The sequence below is a fragment of the Corynebacterium aquatimens genome (assembly GCF_030408395.1).
Lineage (GTDB): Bacteria > Actinomycetota > Actinomycetes > Mycobacteriales > Mycobacteriaceae > Corynebacterium > Corynebacterium aquatimens.
Map to the genome: position 1 here is coordinate 2,206,503 of NZ_CP046980.1, position 16,864 is coordinate 2,223,366.

General features: G+C 59.0%; 12 protein-coding genes. 11 read left to right on the top strand and 1 reads right to left on the bottom strand.

The features are described from left to right. Positions 1–316 precede the first annotated feature (316 nt). From CAQUA_RS10010 to CAQUA_RS10060, 11 genes are all read left to right on the top strand, one after another. Positions 317–550, top strand: a complete 234-nt coding sequence (locus tag CAQUA_RS10010) for a helix-turn-helix transcriptional regulator (RefSeq protein ID WP_196825251.1) — start codon at positions 317–319, stop codon at positions 548–550. Then, entirely contained in the window at positions 543–1,793 is a 1,251-nt protein-coding gene (locus CAQUA_RS10015; RefSeq protein WP_196825250.1) for a type II toxin-antitoxin system HipA family toxin, read from the top strand. The genes CAQUA_RS10010 and CAQUA_RS10015 overlap by 8 nt, the downstream gene beginning before the upstream one ends. A gap of 331 nt (positions 1,794–2,124) precedes the next feature. Continuing rightward, positions 2,125–2,916: a hypothetical protein gene (locus CAQUA_RS10020; RefSeq protein ID WP_196825249.1), complete on the top strand. Its 792-nt coding sequence runs from the start codon at positions 2,125–2,127 to the stop codon at positions 2,914–2,916. 631 nt (positions 2,917–3,547) lie between these two features. Next, positions 3,548–4,960, top strand: coding sequence for a SpaH/EbpB family LPXTG-anchored major pilin (locus CAQUA_RS10025; RefSeq protein ID WP_196825248.1), 1,413 nt, complete (start codon positions 3,548–3,550; stop codon positions 4,958–4,960). A 166-nt stretch (positions 4,961–5,126) separates the two neighbouring features. Next, a complete protein-coding gene (locus CAQUA_RS10030; RefSeq protein WP_196825247.1) occupies positions 5,127–6,119 on the top strand; it encodes a pilin N-terminal domain-containing protein in 993 nt (330 codons plus the stop codon). Beyond that, the gene (locus tag CAQUA_RS10035; protein ID WP_196825246.1) at positions 6,112–8,049 is read left to right on the top strand and encodes a hypothetical protein; all 1,938 of its coding nucleotides are present in this window, start codon (positions 6,112–6,114) and stop codon (positions 8,047–8,049) included. Before CAQUA_RS10030 ends, CAQUA_RS10035 begins: the two co-directional genes overlap by 8 nt. A gap of 44 nt (positions 8,050–8,093) precedes the next feature. After that, positions 8,094–8,999 (top strand): class C sortase, encoded by a 906-nt coding sequence (locus tag CAQUA_RS10040; protein WP_196825245.1) that lies wholly within the window; start codon positions 8,094–8,096, stop codon positions 8,997–8,999. A 282-nt stretch (positions 9,000–9,281) separates the two neighbouring features. After that, on the top strand, positions 9,282–11,873 hold the full coding sequence (locus CAQUA_RS10045) for an Ig-like domain repeat protein (RefSeq protein ID WP_196825244.1): 2,592 nt from the start codon (positions 9,282–9,284) through the stop codon (positions 11,871–11,873). A gap of 224 nt (positions 11,874–12,097) precedes the next feature. After that, entirely contained in the window at positions 12,098–13,510 is a 1,413-nt protein-coding gene (locus CAQUA_RS10050; protein WP_196825243.1) for a SpaH/EbpB family LPXTG-anchored major pilin, read from the top strand. A gap of 93 nt (positions 13,511–13,603) precedes the next feature. Next, complete coding sequence (locus CAQUA_RS10055) at positions 13,604–14,482, top strand: class C sortase (protein WP_231375554.1); 879 nt, start codon at positions 13,604–13,606, stop codon at positions 14,480–14,482. Further along, the gene (locus CAQUA_RS10060) at positions 14,475–15,410 is read left to right on the top strand and encodes an isopeptide-forming domain-containing protein (protein WP_196825241.1); all 936 of its coding nucleotides are present in this window, start codon (positions 14,475–14,477) and stop codon (positions 15,408–15,410) included. The genes CAQUA_RS10055 and CAQUA_RS10060 overlap by 8 nt, the downstream gene beginning before the upstream one ends. 327 nt (positions 15,411–15,737) lie before the next feature. Here the strand turns inward: CAQUA_RS10060 and CAQUA_RS10065 are convergent, their stop codons facing one another. Continuing rightward, complete coding sequence (locus CAQUA_RS10065) at positions 15,738–16,841, bottom strand: AAA family ATPase (protein ID WP_196825240.1); 1,104 nt, start codon at positions 16,839–16,841, stop codon at positions 15,738–15,740. Positions 16,842–16,864: the final 23 nt, after the last annotated feature.

Genomic DNA, 16,864 nt, shown 5'->3' on the forward strand with positions numbered 1-16,864 from the left:
CAGGGCCGATTCGCGAAATTTTGATTTGCTGATAAATCACTAAAATCCCGTAGGTCTGTGACCTGCGGATTTACATTTTCTATCGAAAGTTGGATACAAATTTCGCCCACGCCCCGTCGGGCCCCCGTCCGGCCCAACCCGTTCCATCAGCAACTCCTACGCCAACCTCCAATTCGGAACGTACACGCAGATTTTCCCAAGAACTGACCGCTAACCCCCTCGATACCGTGTAAAATACGACCGTACGCTCCGAATTTGGGCGAACTTAATCGCCAGAAAGGTACTTACTAGACGCCACGAGACCAAGGAGGTATGCGTGGGAGTTGAGCACATAGGGGCCGCGGTCAGGCAAGAGCGACGCAACCTAGGGCTCACGCAGGTGGAACTCGCGAACTTGGCTCAGGTCTCCGACCGCTTTGTTCGCGACCTTGAACACGGCAAGGAAACGTTAGAGATGGGGAAGGCAATCCGCGTGCTTGGAGTGCTCGGCTACGAGCTAGCCCCAGTGAGCCGGAACCCGATGGCCGCCCGAGGTACAGGTAATGGATAGCGCGAGAAAGCACGGAACCGTCGTCGCGGACGTCTACCTCGGCCCCCATTTAGCTGGTCATTTTGTCCGCCTAAACGCGTATTCGGCCCAAAACACTCCAGCGGTGTACACAGGCGGAGCCGTTGAGTTTTCCTACACCCCGGAGGCCGCCCACAACGGCTGGCGCGTAGCCTCGACCCTCCCCCTCGACGGCGGCCCGTGGGTGAACATGGCAGGAGCTCTACCACCATATTTCTCCAACCTTTTGCCGGAAGGGCGCAGGTTAACCAGCCTAAAAAACGCTGTGAAAACGTCGGCCGACAATGAGCTGGATCTGCTTTTGGCCGTCGGCGCTAACACCGTGGGTGCAGTAAGTGTGGTAAGGCCTGGGGAAGCACCGGTCGATGCCATCGCCCATGTGGATCTGGACCACGACTTGGATTTCAGTTCAGTGCTGGCTGATTCAGGAATCGTCGATCCGGTAGCCATGGCGGGCGTTCAAGACAAGGCATCGGCACGCACCATCGCCGCACCTGTACATGTCCACCAAAAAGGACTCGCGCAAAGCTCCGAGGAGGACTTCATCCTGAAGGTCTCGCCCCCCGAGTACCCAATGCTTGTGGAGAATGAGCGGGAATGTTTCGCAATGGCCGAGATTAATGCGAAGAGCTTCCCGGTATCCACCACGAAAATCATCCATGACGTTCACGGACGATCAGCACTTCTAGTCAGCCGCTTCGACCGCGTGGGCCACGCCCGTTTGCCAGTGGAAGACGCGGCACAAATCTTAGGCATCTATCCAGCCGACAAGTACTCGCCGACGATGGAGGACGTTGCCGCTGCAGTTATGTCCGTTACAAGTGCGCCGCTGCTCGCAGCACGCACGCTCGCCTACATGGTGGCGTTGGCCTGGCTGACCGGCAACGGTGACCTGCACGCAAAGAACATTTCCGTTTTGGACCGCGGGGTAGGCTATCACGTCGCTCCGATCTATGACATCCCTAGCACGCTGCCTTACGGCGACACGTCAATGGCCCTGACCGTTCAAGGTAGAAGAGACAACATCAGCGCGAAAATTTTCCGTGCTTTCGCCACCCAGATCGGCCTTCCAGAATTAGCGATAGACGACATCATGGCTAAAGCACTTCGCGCCACCGCGCACGCCGCGGATCGTATTAACGCCGCGATTGATTCGCACCCCCGCCAGCGACGCGACCTTGAACGAATTCTCCGCCACCGCCGCGCGCTGTGGGGCGCGAACTAAAACGATTCAGCAACGGGAAGCTGGAAATAGAGCATCAGCTTAACGACGACTCCGTTACAAACTGATCACAGAAACCCCGCGCATTGCAGCCCCGCCGTACCCTACTCACCTTGAAATTCCAGACATCACTGCTGGTCCAGCCCACTCAGCGCCGCCGCATGCTACTAACAGCCAGCTCTACACCACCCCAGCCCGTTACCAGATCGTGACAACGTAAAACATTCCACTTATATATCGTTGCCCAAGGTTGCCAACAGGCACTCAAACCTAACAACAAAAAGGGGTACAACGCCCCGTGCTAATACAGCGAAACTTTTGAAGGGATCTTCTCATGACCAACCGCGTTAACCGCCACGAGGACGCTCGCGCCCTCGACTACGACGACGCTTCCACCTCCACCGCAGTTGAGGTTGACCGCCGCGCTGCTGCTGATGACCACTCCGCACAGGAAGCAACCATCGGCACCGACTCCCCGAACGTGTCTGACGGCAACGTCTCCTGGGGCGCCATCATCGCCGGCGTGGTGACCTTCCTGGGCATCATTATTCTGCTGGGCATCGGCGCTGGCGCCATGGGTCTGCAGGGCTCCTCCGGTACCGCGACCGGCATCTTCACCGTCATCGGCCTGATCGTTGCGTTCCTCGCAGCTGGCTACGTCTCCGGTGCCCTCGGCGTGCGCGCTGGTCTGTTCCACGGTTTTGCTACCTGGGCTTCCAGCCTGATTGCTACCCTGATCCTGGTCGGCTGGCTGGGCACCTCCATCGTTGGCGGCGCGTTCGGCGTGCTGGGCAACGTTGTTGGCACCGCTGCTGAGACTGCTTCCAACGCTGCAACCGTCACCTCCGAGGACGCTGAGAACGCTGCTGACGCTGCTCAGGACCGTGCTGATGAGGTTACCCAGGAAGACATCGACAACGCTCGTGACGAGGCTCGCGACCGCGCTGAAGAGGCTCGCGACAACGCCCGCGATGCATACAATGAGTACGCTCCGCAGGCTGCCGCTGGTACCTGGTGGACCTTCGCTGGCCTGCTGCTCGGCGCAGTCCTCTCCACCCTTGCCGGTGCTGCTGGTGCCCGCAGCGTCATCAACCGCAAGGAAACTTCCGTAGTTACCCGCAAGTAATAATTACAGCTCAGGCCCCGCTTCGGCGGGGCTTTTTGCTTATCGACGCCCCCTACCGCACCGTAGTACCCAAACAACGCTTTCCGTTAACTTTCCGTTTGCACAGGCACCAGTTTGTTTGCCCAAAGGTCAACAAAAATTATCCGCGCCTGGGTGAATTATTCAAGGAAACGCTGTACAGTAGGTGATGTTCCTTCCAAGAACACAGGTCGAAAACTCCGCCCCACCGGTCCTTCCAACGGTGGGGCGGAGTTTTTTTCACCGCATCCCCCGCCGACAAACCAAACCCCCGCACACCCCTGTCCAGGACCACATCTGCCCAGGACCACATCAAACGTGTAGGTACATCGTGGAAACCAGAAGGTGTCACAAAGGTGAATTTTTGGAAACCAACTAGGCATTTGCTTCCAGCGACATCTAATCTTCTTTGCAGGCACTCACAGCCATTGGTTATCCCTTTGTTATCAAAAGGATGACCATGAATTGCGGCGGTGTGCGGTAGGAAGATTCCCGTCCACGCTCACAACCGCAAACGGCGCGGGTGCAGTTTTACAAAAGTTTCACCTTCCAACTAAAACTTGCGCTCGATCCCGCTTTCGGGGCCGGCGACATCCTCGAAAGGATTACCACTATGGCACGTGCCATCCGCAAGTCCGCAGCTATCGTTCTGGCTGCTGGCCTGACCTTCGCCGGCGTCGGCGGGGTCGCAATCGAGTCCGCCGTTGCTGGCGCACAGCAGACCGTCAGCACCATTAACCCGAACAACTCCCGTTCGCTGACCATCCACAAGCGCTTCGGTGCGGAAACCAACACCAAGGCGACCGGTCAGGAGATGGCTGGCGTCCCGGGCCAGGCTGGTAACGGCGTCGAGTTCCAGATCGAGCTCGTGCAGAAGCTGGACACCCCGGCCGACTGGGAGGCCGCTCGTACGCTTACCGTCGAAAATGCGACCGCGGACACCTCTTTCAGCCCGCAGACCAAGACCACCGGCGCTGACGGTGTTGCTGGCGACGCATACTTCAACAACCTCCCGATGGGTGTCTACCGCGTCACCGAGACCGCGGTCCCGACCGGCGTCATCGCGGGCAAGCCGTTCCTCGTGTACGTCCCGATGGCCGCTGAGAACGGCGACTGGATCTACAACGTTCACGCTTACCCGAAGAACAACACCGCCACCATTGCCAAGTCCGTGAAGGACGCTGGCATCCACAACGGCGGCAACGTCGAGTACACCATCGTCGCTTCCGGTGACAGCGCAGCCGGTGCCGGTGTGGGTGACAACTTCGTGTTCACCGACACCCTTCCTGCTGGCCTCGATGCCGCTGGCGCCACCGCGACCCCGAGCTTCGTTGACTCCAGCGCGGGCACCCTCGTCGCAAACACCGACTACACCGTGACCAAGAACGGCCAGCAAGTCACCGTCACCTTCACTGAGGCTGGCCGTAACAAGATCACCACCGCCAACAAGCGCGTCCAGGTTGTCATCAGCGCGAAGTACGACGGCACGGTCAACCAGGCCACCAACAAGGCCACCGTTACCGCAGGAAACACCACTTACACCTCCAACGAGGTCGTTTCCCACTGGGGCAACGTGACCATCACCAAGAAGAGCTCCGCTGGTGCCGGCCTGCAGGGTGCTGACTTCCAGCTGGTTCAGTGCCAGGCGGGTGCGGGCGGCGCATGGAGCCAGGTTGTTGGCACCCAGCCTGAGACCGTCGGAACCACTGCAACCTTCACCACCGGCGCGGACGGCAAGGTGACCATCAACGGTATTCACGTTCAGGACTACGTCGACGGCGCAGCTGGCGATGCCGCGAAGTACTGCGTCAAGGAGACCAAGGCTCCTGCTGGTTACGTCGGCGACGACAACCTCCGCCCGGTGAACCTGACGGTGGCCAACAAGAACGCGTCTGTCGAAATCACCAACTCGACTTCCCGCAACCTCCTGCCCAACACCGGTGGCATGGGTATCGTGCTTATCGTTCTGGCCGGCTTGGGCATCGTTGGCGCGGGTGCATTCGCTGCTCGCCGCAACGCTGCGTAGTGCAGCTTAACGCTGCACTACGCAAACAAGCGCTGCACTACGCAAACAGGCGCTTTAGTGCGGCACCCCGTTGGTGAAAGGTTCTTCACCAACCGCGCCCGGTGAAGGGGAGGCGCGTAAATCTATCCCCGCCACTCTTTAAAAACTGACCGTGAAAAGGATTCCCATGCGGATGCGCAAGATCGCCCTCGGGGCGCTGACGAGTGTGCTACTGAGCACCGGCGTTGGCGCGCCCGTGGTCAGCGCACCCCTTGCTGACGCGCAGGTTGTCGCAGGTAATGACAAGGGCTTGAACATAGAGAATTTCATCCCTCAGCTCAACCAGTTAAGCCTGACCGTCAAGAAGACACCGGTGAACCCTAACGACGCTGTTCCCGCTGGCGCCCTCCCTCCCGGTGGTAACGCGGGCATCCCGTTCACGCTCAGCCGTGTGGATAATACCGACGTCAGCACAACCGACGCTCGCGAAGCCGCAAAAGCGATGACTGTTGATCAAGCTCGGGCGAAGGGCTTGACCGCGATCGCCACCCAGCAGACCAACGACTCCGGCGAAACCCGCTTCGCTCAGCTCACCGCCGGGTTGTACCTGCTTGAAGAATCCGCGCCGGATACGCAGCATGATTATCGGACGTCTGATCCGCAACTGATTCTCCTTCCGTTGGGAGACTCACTCAACCAAGAGTTCGTGACCGACAGTCTCATTGTCACAAAGGCTGGGCTGGATGCAACCACGCGTGCTTTCATTCGTGCTGCCGCGATTGCCGCGATGGTGCTCCCAGGGGTCTTGGCTATCGCAACGCTGCCTTCAATCCTGGCGCAATTCCCTGCGGGCGCGTTCCCTGGCTTGCCTGGGGTACCGGCTCTCCCGGGAGCACCTGGACAGCCAGGACTACCAGGTCAGCCCGGCGCGCTGCCAGCAAACCCGGATGCGCCCGGCGCTCCGGGCCAGGGAGATTACCCAGAACAACCTGGAGCCGGGGCTTCCAGCACGGGGACTGGCAGTGAAGGAACCGATGGAGCAGGAAACATCGATGATTCAGAAGACTCCTTGGCTTCCACCGGTGCGAACGTGCTCTGGTCCATCCTCGCTGGCAGCATCTTGATCCTCTTCGGTATCGTTTTGGCCCGCCGCGGCAAGAAGGGGGCCCGCAATGTCTAAGCGCACGCACACTCAGAAGGCCCAGTCCCGGAAGTTCTTCCGGGCACCGGCTGCAACCGCCGCCGTGGCGGGTATCCTTTCGACGATGTCGGTGTTCTCCCCCATCGCAATCCAAGAGGCGAACGCGGCGGAAACCGTGACGGAAACCATCAACACCACGTTGAGCTGCCAGTCTTTCAACGTGCAAACTGGGCTACCGGCAACGCGCACATACCAGGCGCCGCAGCAGATCACGGTCACGTACCCGAAGTACGTGGCCACGGGTGAAAAGTACCAGGTGAAGTACCAGCTCAGCCAGGGAACCGTCACCAATGGCGGCGGTAGCCGCGGCTACATAGGCCGCATAACGTTCGACGTAACCCTTCCGAATAACGCGACCATCGACAGCGCCGCAGTCACCAGCACGGGCACGAACGTGAGCGGCTTCAACTACAGGACCAACACGTACCACCGCCCGCCAACGGTGTTCCGGTACGATTCCACCGCAGCCGGGGACACAAGGGACCCGAACGGAATGACCCTACGCATGATGGGTGATGATTACCCAGGTCGACCGGACTTCAGCGAGGCCTACCCGCGCAGTGGTAACGACGCCGGCTACGGCATCGGCTTCGGTACCGGTAGGGGTTCGAAGCTGCAGTTTGGCACCTATCAACTGCCCGAAGTCACGGTGGATGTCACCGCGGGGCAGACCGACGGCGAGTTCGTCAACTTCGGCCTGCGTAACGCTGGCAGCCTGGAGAACGCCAGTATCGCCAACAACAAGGAACTTAACTACGCCAACACGCTGGGCTTCGTGGAGTGGTACGACACCGTCACCACACTGTGCCGCCCGAACGACGCCGCGCTGGCCAAGTTCGCCTCCACCAAGGTCATCGCCCCGCACAAGCCGAACTTCACACTCGCCGTCGGCGATCCTGCATCGGATAACAACCGCACCATCACCGCGACCATGCCCGACCCGCTGATCAAGGGAACGGTCACGTTCAAAGCCCGCAACAAGACAACGGGTCAGGTCACGCCCCTTGGTGCCCAGACCATCACCAACGGCGTGGCCAGCGTCACCGCACCGTTCGACCCCGCCAACGGCTACGAGATCATCGCGACCCTGAACTCCACCGAGCCGACGATTTTCCAGGAATCCACGAAGACCGCGACTATCAAGAGCAACCAGCCAGCCGCGGACACCGAAATCACCGCAACGCCCGATCCCGAGACGTTCACGGTCCGCAAGCCCGGAACGCTTAAGGTCGCCGTCGCACCGAAGGGCGGCGGAACCGGAACGCCCGTCGGCAACGTGACCATCAGCTACGACAACGGCCAGCCCGTCACCGCCACGCTTCCCGTTGGCACCGACGGCACCGTGACTTTCCCCGACATCACCTTCGCCCAGGCCGGCACCTACCCCGTCGAAGTGAAGTTCACCCCCGAGGACGGCACGCCGTGGAATGAGTCCACGACCACCGCGGACATCACGGTCGAAGAACCCACCGTCGCTGCCACCATCACTCCGTTCAACGACACCCCCGTCTACGCCGGCATCCCCTCGCAGCTCAAGGCCAGGCTTGACGACGACACCCTTACCGGCACCGTGCAGTTCTTCGACGTGACCGACCCGAACAACCCGGTCCCCCTCGGATCCCCGCTGGACCAGGCCAACGGCGTCCCGGTCACCGGCGGCACGGCAACGCTGGACAACGCCATCATCAACGTCTCCGGTGACCGGCAAATCAAGGCGGTGTTCACCCCGACCGGCAGCGGCACAACGATCGAAGGCACCGAGACGATCACCGTCATCGGTCCGCAGGATGGCGGCACGCTCCCGGCCACCGGCGGCCGGGGCATCTGGTCCACAACGGCGGCGGCACTCATGATCATCGTGGCGGGTGTGGCGGCTGCGGTTGGGACGCGTCGTCGATACGCGGCGTAGCCGTACGCGAAGCGATCGTAACTTTGACTCTAAGCTTGACCCCCATGAGCGCGCCTACAACGAAACCCCGCCACGCGAAGCGCGCCACGTTCTTTCAGCGAGTGGGCCTTCCCGCGATCATCATTCTGATTGGCATCGCGGTGCTGCTGTACCCAGTGGTATCCACGCAATACAACAACTACCTGCAGCAAAAGGTCGCGGCGAACTACGCGGAGGAGATGCGCAACCTGCCGCAGCAGCAACTCAACCCCCAGATTGAGGCCGCGCGCGAGTACAACTCGCAGCTCAAGGGCGGCCCCATCCTGGACCCGTGGCTTGCTCGCATCAGTGAAGACAACGCCGAGTATCAGCACTACCTGAAGCAACTCAGCGGTGCGCCCGCGATGAGTCAGATGGTCATCCCCAGCATCAACCTCACGCTCCCCGTCTACCACGGCACGGCGGAAAAGACACTGCAGATCGGCCTGGGCCACATGTACGGCACGGCCCTTCCGCTCGGCGGTGCGGGCACCCACTCCGTCATCACGGGTCACACGGGGATCACCAACGCCACGCTCTTTGACAACTTAGAGCAAGTAAAGCTTAACGACGCGGTGTACCTGAACACCTTCGGCGAAAAACTGAAATACGTCGTCGATGACATCCAAGTCGTCGAACCGGAAGACACCGACGGCCTCCAACCTATCCCGGGCGAAGACCGCCTGACCCTGATCACCTGCACCCCCTACGGCATCAACACCCACCGACTCCTAGTTCACGCCCACCGCGTCCCCTGGGACGACGCCGACCAAGGCGTCTTCGAAGACAAACAGTCCATCATGCAGTGGTGGATGTGGCTGCTCATGGTCCTTACCGCCCTGATCCTCGCCGCGCTTGTGTGGTGGATCCGCCGGGAGCGGAAGCGGGAGGGCCTCACGACCATGGACGCGGATGAATCTCTGGTGAATTAATAACAGACATCAGGGAAACTGCTGCAGTAGACAAAGTGAAATTCTGCAACTTAAGCATCACATATTTGTTGCCGTTTCATCTTTTTGAATTGGGGTTCATCAGATTCGGGTTCAGCAGATCCGTAGAGCTAGGAGTGCGCTGCACAAAGGCGTCCGAGGATTTATCTTTATATGAGGTTTTCTTGGCTGTTTCGTCCCCTCGAAGCTACTGCAGCTAAGACACGAATCCATTGTTCTGGAGAGAGGAGCGCAATGCGACGCACACTGCATGTAAGAGTCACCGTGCTCTTTTTCGTATTGGCCCTTCTCGGCATCACCCAACCCCACCTCCCCGGGGTCTCGCCAACGATCGCCCAAGCGCAGACCACATCGGTACGCTTTGTCAGCGCGCCGCAGACGATAAATATCAACTCTTCTGGGACTTTCAGGGTCGACATCTCAAACCCGCAGAGTGGAAAGATTCATTTCTACTTGGACGGGGTTCCCGTTGATAACCCAGTCAATTTGGGTAACGGCGCCAGCGACAGCGTCACTAAAACAATCACACCGGTGTCGTACACGAACTCGCAGTATCCCCACGTTGTCACCGCGAGGTACATCAGCGCTGATGGTTTCAATCCACATCCTGACGTGCAGGCAAACTTCCAAACCCCACTGGATTTAACGAAGCTCGTCGAACAAGGGCCTGGCCGAAATGACGGTGAGTCAACGTATAATTCAAAGGTAGACGGTCAAGAACGAAACGTATCTAACCCGCTTGCGGTCGATCCGGGTCAGCAAATCACGCTGGATGCGTCGGTAGCTATCGGCGGGACCCGTGTCAGTTGGACGGACGTTTACGAGCTAGGAATCAATCCACCCGCGGGCGCAGAGTACGTCAGTGGCAGGCGCACAGATAATCGGAACACGACCGTTCTTACTCGCGGAAACGGTACTGGCGGGGTTACGAGGTTGCCCACGAACCTGAGCGACGTCAAGTGGCCGAGTTGGGGTCAAACCGGTTACCCGTCGGTCACTGCTGGCTACTTCGGAGTGCAACGCACCGATAATTACCGTGAAAGCCGCACAACCCCAAACGTTCAGGGTGTTTACAAGGCTCCGAATACCCCAGGAATTTACGTTCCACAGTTCGCACAGTTCAAATATAATTTCAATACAAACCACTATCTCCGACCCATGGAGACTGCGATCTTCCGGGTGAAACCGCAAGAATTGCCAAAACGGAAGATCAAGGTCACGCTGGACCCAAATCAGGAGTTCGTCGCGGGGAAGACAACGGTTGAAAATTCAACGGGCAGCACCCCCGCCCAGATTTCTGCGCGCCTCCAGGAATTTGATTCCGGGGCCTTGAACGGAACGGTTGAGTTCTACCGCGGATCCACCAGAATCGCATCTGGCCGGCCAGATGCAAGTGGCGTGGTGAAAGCGACCCTGACCACGGCATTTCCCGCCCCGAATGATGCACAACCTGTCACGGTGCGATTCATCCCTGGGAACACGTCGCTCTTCGAAACCACTCAAGGGTCCGGAACCGTCAAGGTCAGTGGCGTGGACACGACGGTCACGCTGACTCCGAATCAGGAGCTCACCGTTGGAACGCCCGGCTCGCTTTCCGCAAAGGTAACGGGTGCCGATGGGGCGGCCGTTACCACGGGAAGTATCAGGTTTGAGCGAGCCGACGGGTCGTGGATAGCCACCGCTGGGGTGAACGCCGAAGGTGTTGCAACGATCACCAACGTTACGTTCAACCAAATCGGCGACGCAGTTCCCGTCATAGTCAAGTATGAGCCGGCGCCAGGTTCGCCGTACACACCGAAGTCCAACGCTCAAGGCACAATCAAGGTGAAGCCTGTGGAGACCACAGTGGCGTTAAATCCCAACCAGGAATTGACGGCAGGTACTCCGGGATCGCTTTCCGCGACAGTGACGGCGCCAGGCGGGGCGGTTGCGTCGGGATCGGTCAGGTTCAAGGACCAAAACGGCGCAGAGATCGGCACGGCGCAGGTACGCAATGGAACAGCCACGCTAGCTAACACCACTTTTGAGTATGCCAACCCCACTACGCCAGTAACGGTGGAGTACGTCCCTGCGCCGGGCTCGAATTGGTCGGCAAGTGGGCCAACTAACGGATCCGTCAACGTGAAGCCAGTGACGCCTACGGTCACGGTCACGCCCAACCAAACTTTCACCGTTAATACCCCAGGTGCGCTGACCGCTACGGTCACCGACCCACAAGGAGCGGTGGTCACGAACGGAACAGTGACCTTCACGCGTAACGACGGCAGCGTGATCGGCGGTCCAGTCAATGTAACTAATGGGACGGCAACGTTACCCGCGGCGGTATTCAGCGCGGCTGGCGACTCAATCGGGGTGACTGCCAAATACACGCCAGCGTCCCCGTCGAAGTTCGGACCGTCATCCGGCAGTGGGAACGTGAAAGTGGCCGAAGCACCCGTGGTGACTACGACGACTGTGACAGTCACGGCCCAAACCCCGATCTACGCAGGCATCCCCACGCAGCTCACCGCAAAGGTAGATGGTGCAACCACCGGTGGCACCATCGAGTTCTTCGACGGCGGCGTTTCCCTTGGTACGGCGAACGTGATCGGTGGAACAGCAACTTTGCCCGAGGCTGTTTTCAACACCGTTGGCAATGACCGGCAGGTCACCGCAGTATTCAGACCGACAAGCGGACAAGAAGTGAGCGGAAGCACGACGGTCAACGTCTTAACCATCCCGGTAGCGGTAGGGAATCTCCCCGAAACCGGCGGCATGGGTGTATGGCTCCAGTCGCTGCTATTCACGCTCTTAATTCTGATCGGCTTGGTCGTGATCGAAACCCGACGGCGGGAAATAACCAAGACATCAACCTAGACACCACAACCTCAATCTCCAAGCACAAAGAAACACAAAAGGCAAGGAAAAACCATGAATGCACAGGTAGAGCGACGCCGGGCTGGGCCCACTGGGCGTCGTTAGGCGAGCAGCCGCTCCCACTCATTTGCAAGCTCGCTGAAGCCTCGGGGCCCAGCGCTTACCCACACCACACCAACTCCACACTGATCGGCTAGTCCGACACTTTCGAAAGGACCACTTCCATGGCACGCACCATGACCAAGACCGCGGCACTTGCTCTTGCCGCGGGCCTGACCTTTGCCGGCGCAGGTGCTGGCATTGCCGTTAACCCTGTTGTATCGCAGGCACAGACGGTCAGCTCCATTGACAACACCCAGCCATTGAGCCTGCAGATCCACAAGCGCGTCGGCGCGACCGGTGCTCAGGGCGACGGTACTCAGCTGGGTACCGCCCCCGGGGATGCTGCTCCAGCTGGCGTTGAGTACAAGGTTGAGCTCGTACGCCCCCTGAACACTGCAGCTGACTGGCAGGCTGCACAAAACCTCACCGCTGATTCCCCTGCATGGAGCGGCGCAGGCGCATTCTCAACTACGGGTGCTACAAATGCCCAGGGAGATCTGCCCATCAACGGCTTGGCTAAGGGTGTGTACAAGGTCACGGAGACTAGTGTTCCGGAGAACTCCGGCCTGGTCCCATCCAGCCCATTCCTGGTCTACGTCCCGCTGTACAGCCAAAACGCATGGCAGTACACCGTTCACGCTTACCCTAAAAACACCAAGGTCACCATTGACAAGACCGTGGCTGACACCGACATCCACAAGGGCGGAAACGTTAGCTACACCATCACCTCCGGTGTCCCGACCGGCGCAACGGAGTACTCCATTACGGACACCCTCCCGGCTGGCTTGGATGCCGCTAACGCTGTCGTAGCAGTGAACGGCCTCACCGCCGGTACGGACTACAACGTCGCTAAAAACGGCCAGCAGATCGTGGTCACCTTCACCGCCGCGGGCATCACTAAGGCTGGGACCACCGCTACCACTACCATCACCGCTGCAAAGACTGGTGACCAGCAGCACGCGCGCAACACTGCAACGCTGCGTTCGAAGGTGGGTAACAACGCCGCTTCCGTGTCCACGTCCGCACCGGTAGACACCTACTGGGGCAACGTGACCATTAATAAGACTGACGGCAACACCAATGCCGCCCTGCAGAACGCCCAGTTCCAGCTGGTGAAGTGCCAGAATGACAATGGCAACTGGACCCAGCTCGCTAACAGCGCTGCTCAATCCGTCGGTGGCCAAAACACTTTCACGACCGGCGCTGATGGTAAAGCCACGCTCACCGGTGTCCATGTTGAGGACTTTGCAAACAACGCGACAGCGAACAACCAGTACTGCCTGAAGGAAACTGAGGCCCCTGCTGGTTACGTCGCTTCCGACGAGCTCCACCCGATCACGCTCAACGTTGGCACTCCGAACGCGCAGACTGGCGCACCAGCAGCAGCGATCACGTACACCGCCGACGTCAAGAACTACGCTTCCCGCAACACCCTTCCGGGCACCGGTGGCATGGGTATCGCCGCTATCGCAGCGCTGAGCATCATTTCCCTTATCGCTGGTTTGGCAATGACGCGTCGTAAGAAGAACGCGTAAAAACACCCGTCGATAAGCACATGTGCCCTCGCGGGGAGGCACCCGCAACATATCCCCGCCACTCTTTTGAAACCGATGACGAAGGAGGACCCATTGAGCACGAGCGTACAAACGCCTGCGCGCGACGAAGAACAAGCGTCGCTGCTGCGCCGGGTCCTTCTGCCCACTATTTTTATTCTGCTTGGGGTCATTGGCCTCATGTATCCGATCGTGGCTACGCAATGGAATAACTCCCAGCAAGCGAAAGTCGCGGAACAATACGAAAGTGACGTCGCCGGAGCGGATCCGCACACGCTCAACGAGCAGGTTGAGAAAGCTCGCCTCTACAACGACGAAAAGGCCGGCGGGCCGATCTTGGACCCGTGGCTATCGCGGATCAGCGAAGACAACACTGAGTACCAGGAGTACCTCGCCCAGCTCAGTGGCCTGCGCGCCATGAGCCAGGTTGCTATCCCCTCAATCGATTCCCGGCTCCCCGTTTACCACGGCACGCGAGAGAACACGTTGCAACATGGTTTGGGACACCTTTACGGCACATCTTTGCCCGTCGGCGGGCCGGGCTCCCACGCAGTGATCACCGGCCACACGGGCCTGACCAACGCGACTTTATGGGACAACCTATCCAAGGTCGTGGTCGGCGATGCTGTCTATGTTTCTACCTTCGGCGAACAGATGAAATATGAAGTCGACAAGATCGATGTTGTGTTGCCCGAGGATGTCGATAGTCTCCGCGCTGTGCCCGGTGAGGATCGACTGACATTGATCACCTGCACACCATACGGTGTCAACACTCACCGCCTTTTAGTCCACGCCCATCGCGTTCCCATGGACCCTGCCGATACTGGTGCTCTGACCGATTCCGGCACGATTTTCCAGTGGTGGATGCTCATTCTGTTAATCCCCGCGCTACTTGGCGCATGGCGCTTGATCTGGTGGATCAACAAAGAACGTAGGGAGAATTCCAATGCGTAGACTCCGACCCCTCATCGTGACCGCGGCCGTTTCACTCACCGTGACCATGAGCGTCCCCATGCCAGCATCGCTTGCCGACGACCATGTCATCAGCGGAAACGATTCTTCCCTCGCGCCATCTTCTATAGACCCCACTCGGACCATTAGCCTTACGGTGCGTAAGGAGGCCGGCAACCCATACGACCAGGCCACCCCGCCACCGGTATCTGATATCGAGTTCACCCTGTCCCGAGTTAACGGCATTGACGTGACCGCCGTAGACGGGCGCAATTCCGCCAAAAACATGACGCTTGCCGACGCCCGTATGAGTGGCCTGACCTTCATTGCATCGCAGCGGACCGACGCTGCAGGATCAACTACCTTTGCATCACTTACCCCGGGCCTCTATTTGCTGGAAGAAACGCCGTCTACCTCCGCTACCCTGGTATCCCAGCCGAAACTGATCCTCCTACCTCTCCCCACGGTGAGCGGCACCGCCTTCGCATACGACAACATCGTTGTTGCCAAGGTCGACACCACCATGCCCAGCCCGCAGCTCAGCCCCGCTGCCATCGCCGGCATCGTAGCCGGATCCCTAGGGCTTGCTGGATTAATCGGTGCCGCTGCGCATGCCGCACCCACCATCATCGCCGCCCTTGCCCCCGCCGCTCCCCCCGGTACCGCACCGGGCCTAGTACCCGGCCACCTACCCGGCTTCAATCCCGGTGCAGCACAGAACCCTAGCCCTAACGCGCCAGACGGTATTCCTGCCGACAGCGACGCACGCAACCAAGAGTCACCCTCAACAGAGAGCGGCACCAACGACGACGGCGCATCCAACCAATCCCTCGCCAGCACCGGCGCCAGCGTCATCGCGATCGTGATCACCAGCCTTCTGCTCATCGCCTCCGGCCTATTCCTCACCCGCCGCCGCGAGACCCGGGCCTAAGTATCAACCGCCCCTACGGACTAAACCCGGGTCACCAACCGTTGTGCTTGGAATCGCTTTTAGCTCTCTCTGAGAGCTCCCGGCCCCATAGTTGAGCCATCTCGGGATTTCGCCCGGCGATGATCGTGTTGTAAATCACCGGCTTGACCGCAAGATTCGGCTTCAATAGCGCCTCGATCTTATCCGATATATCCGCTGCGAACTTAAGCACCGCTCCCGGGTCATCAAATCGTTTCGGATTGAATTCGACAGCGAGACACACTTTTAATTTCCCACTCGTCTCCGAAAGTAAAGATCGATGTTCTATCTTCTACACGGGTAACCAAATCACACCCCCAAGTATCGGAGCGCCTGATTACCCTCTTCTTCTAGCGCCGTGATGATACTTAAGTCGCTTTGCTCGGCTCCAGACTCAGCCACCACCCCGGCGGATCCGGCGCTACGGACGAGACCGATGTATTGGGACGTCACCCCTTCGTTGTTTTCGAGGAGCATACGGAGTTCACGGAGCATAAAGACGCTATGTGTAGCAACAAACACCTGCGTGCCATGCATCGCCAGCGTGCAGATCGCCTGAGCCACCGCACGCTGAGTTTTCGGGTTCAGATTAGCCTCGGGCTCATCCCAAAACAGGTACCCGCCGTCTAAAAGCACTCCGGATTGAACTAGACGAACAATCATCGCGAGTTTCCTATGGCCTTCTGACACAAGGTGAGCTTCTAGTTTGCTCGTAGTCGAATCACCGGCTGCCCGTTTCACGTAAAAACGCCCTTTTTCCTCGACGACATTGCCCTCTAGAGCTTCCAAGAGCGGAGTTATAAGTTGACGAGCGTTTTCACTGCGCGCCCCCAGAAGGGGTTTACGCTCCAACAAGCGGGCGGTATCACGCCACGTCTCATCAAACGGGACTTGAACTGTGTCAAAAAGGTTAGCGAGCCCCTCATAAATCGATAGAAGCTCTCTCGAAGGGAGGAACACCGCGGTGTCCTCCAACCGCGAGTTCGGTATAGAAGCGACTTTCACTTCAGTCTTTGCGGTGGTGTGAAATCCGAAAGCCAAGGGTTCGCCGATTCCCGCATACTTCACTTTCACCGACGTTGTCTGCTGGCCTTGAACACGGCTAACGAGGCGACCAAGAGCGTCTGGTTTGAATGTCCCTTTCAACCGATCCGCGATTGCGCGGCTCAGTACAGTTTTGGTCAGTTCTGCATCGTGTGAATCGATGACACTCGTACAGGCGTACAACAACTTCAGAAACTGGGTTTTTCCTGTACCGTTCTCACCAACGATGATGTTGACGTCCTTACTGAAGTCCGTTTGTACGTGTGCAAACGGACCAAAGTTGGCTACATCGACACTCTTGATCGGGAATCGAGGCATACAAGCACTATAAGCGGAAATCCCGCCGGTTTTCACCGACGGGACGCTCACGTTCAGACAATTCTTTTGACACC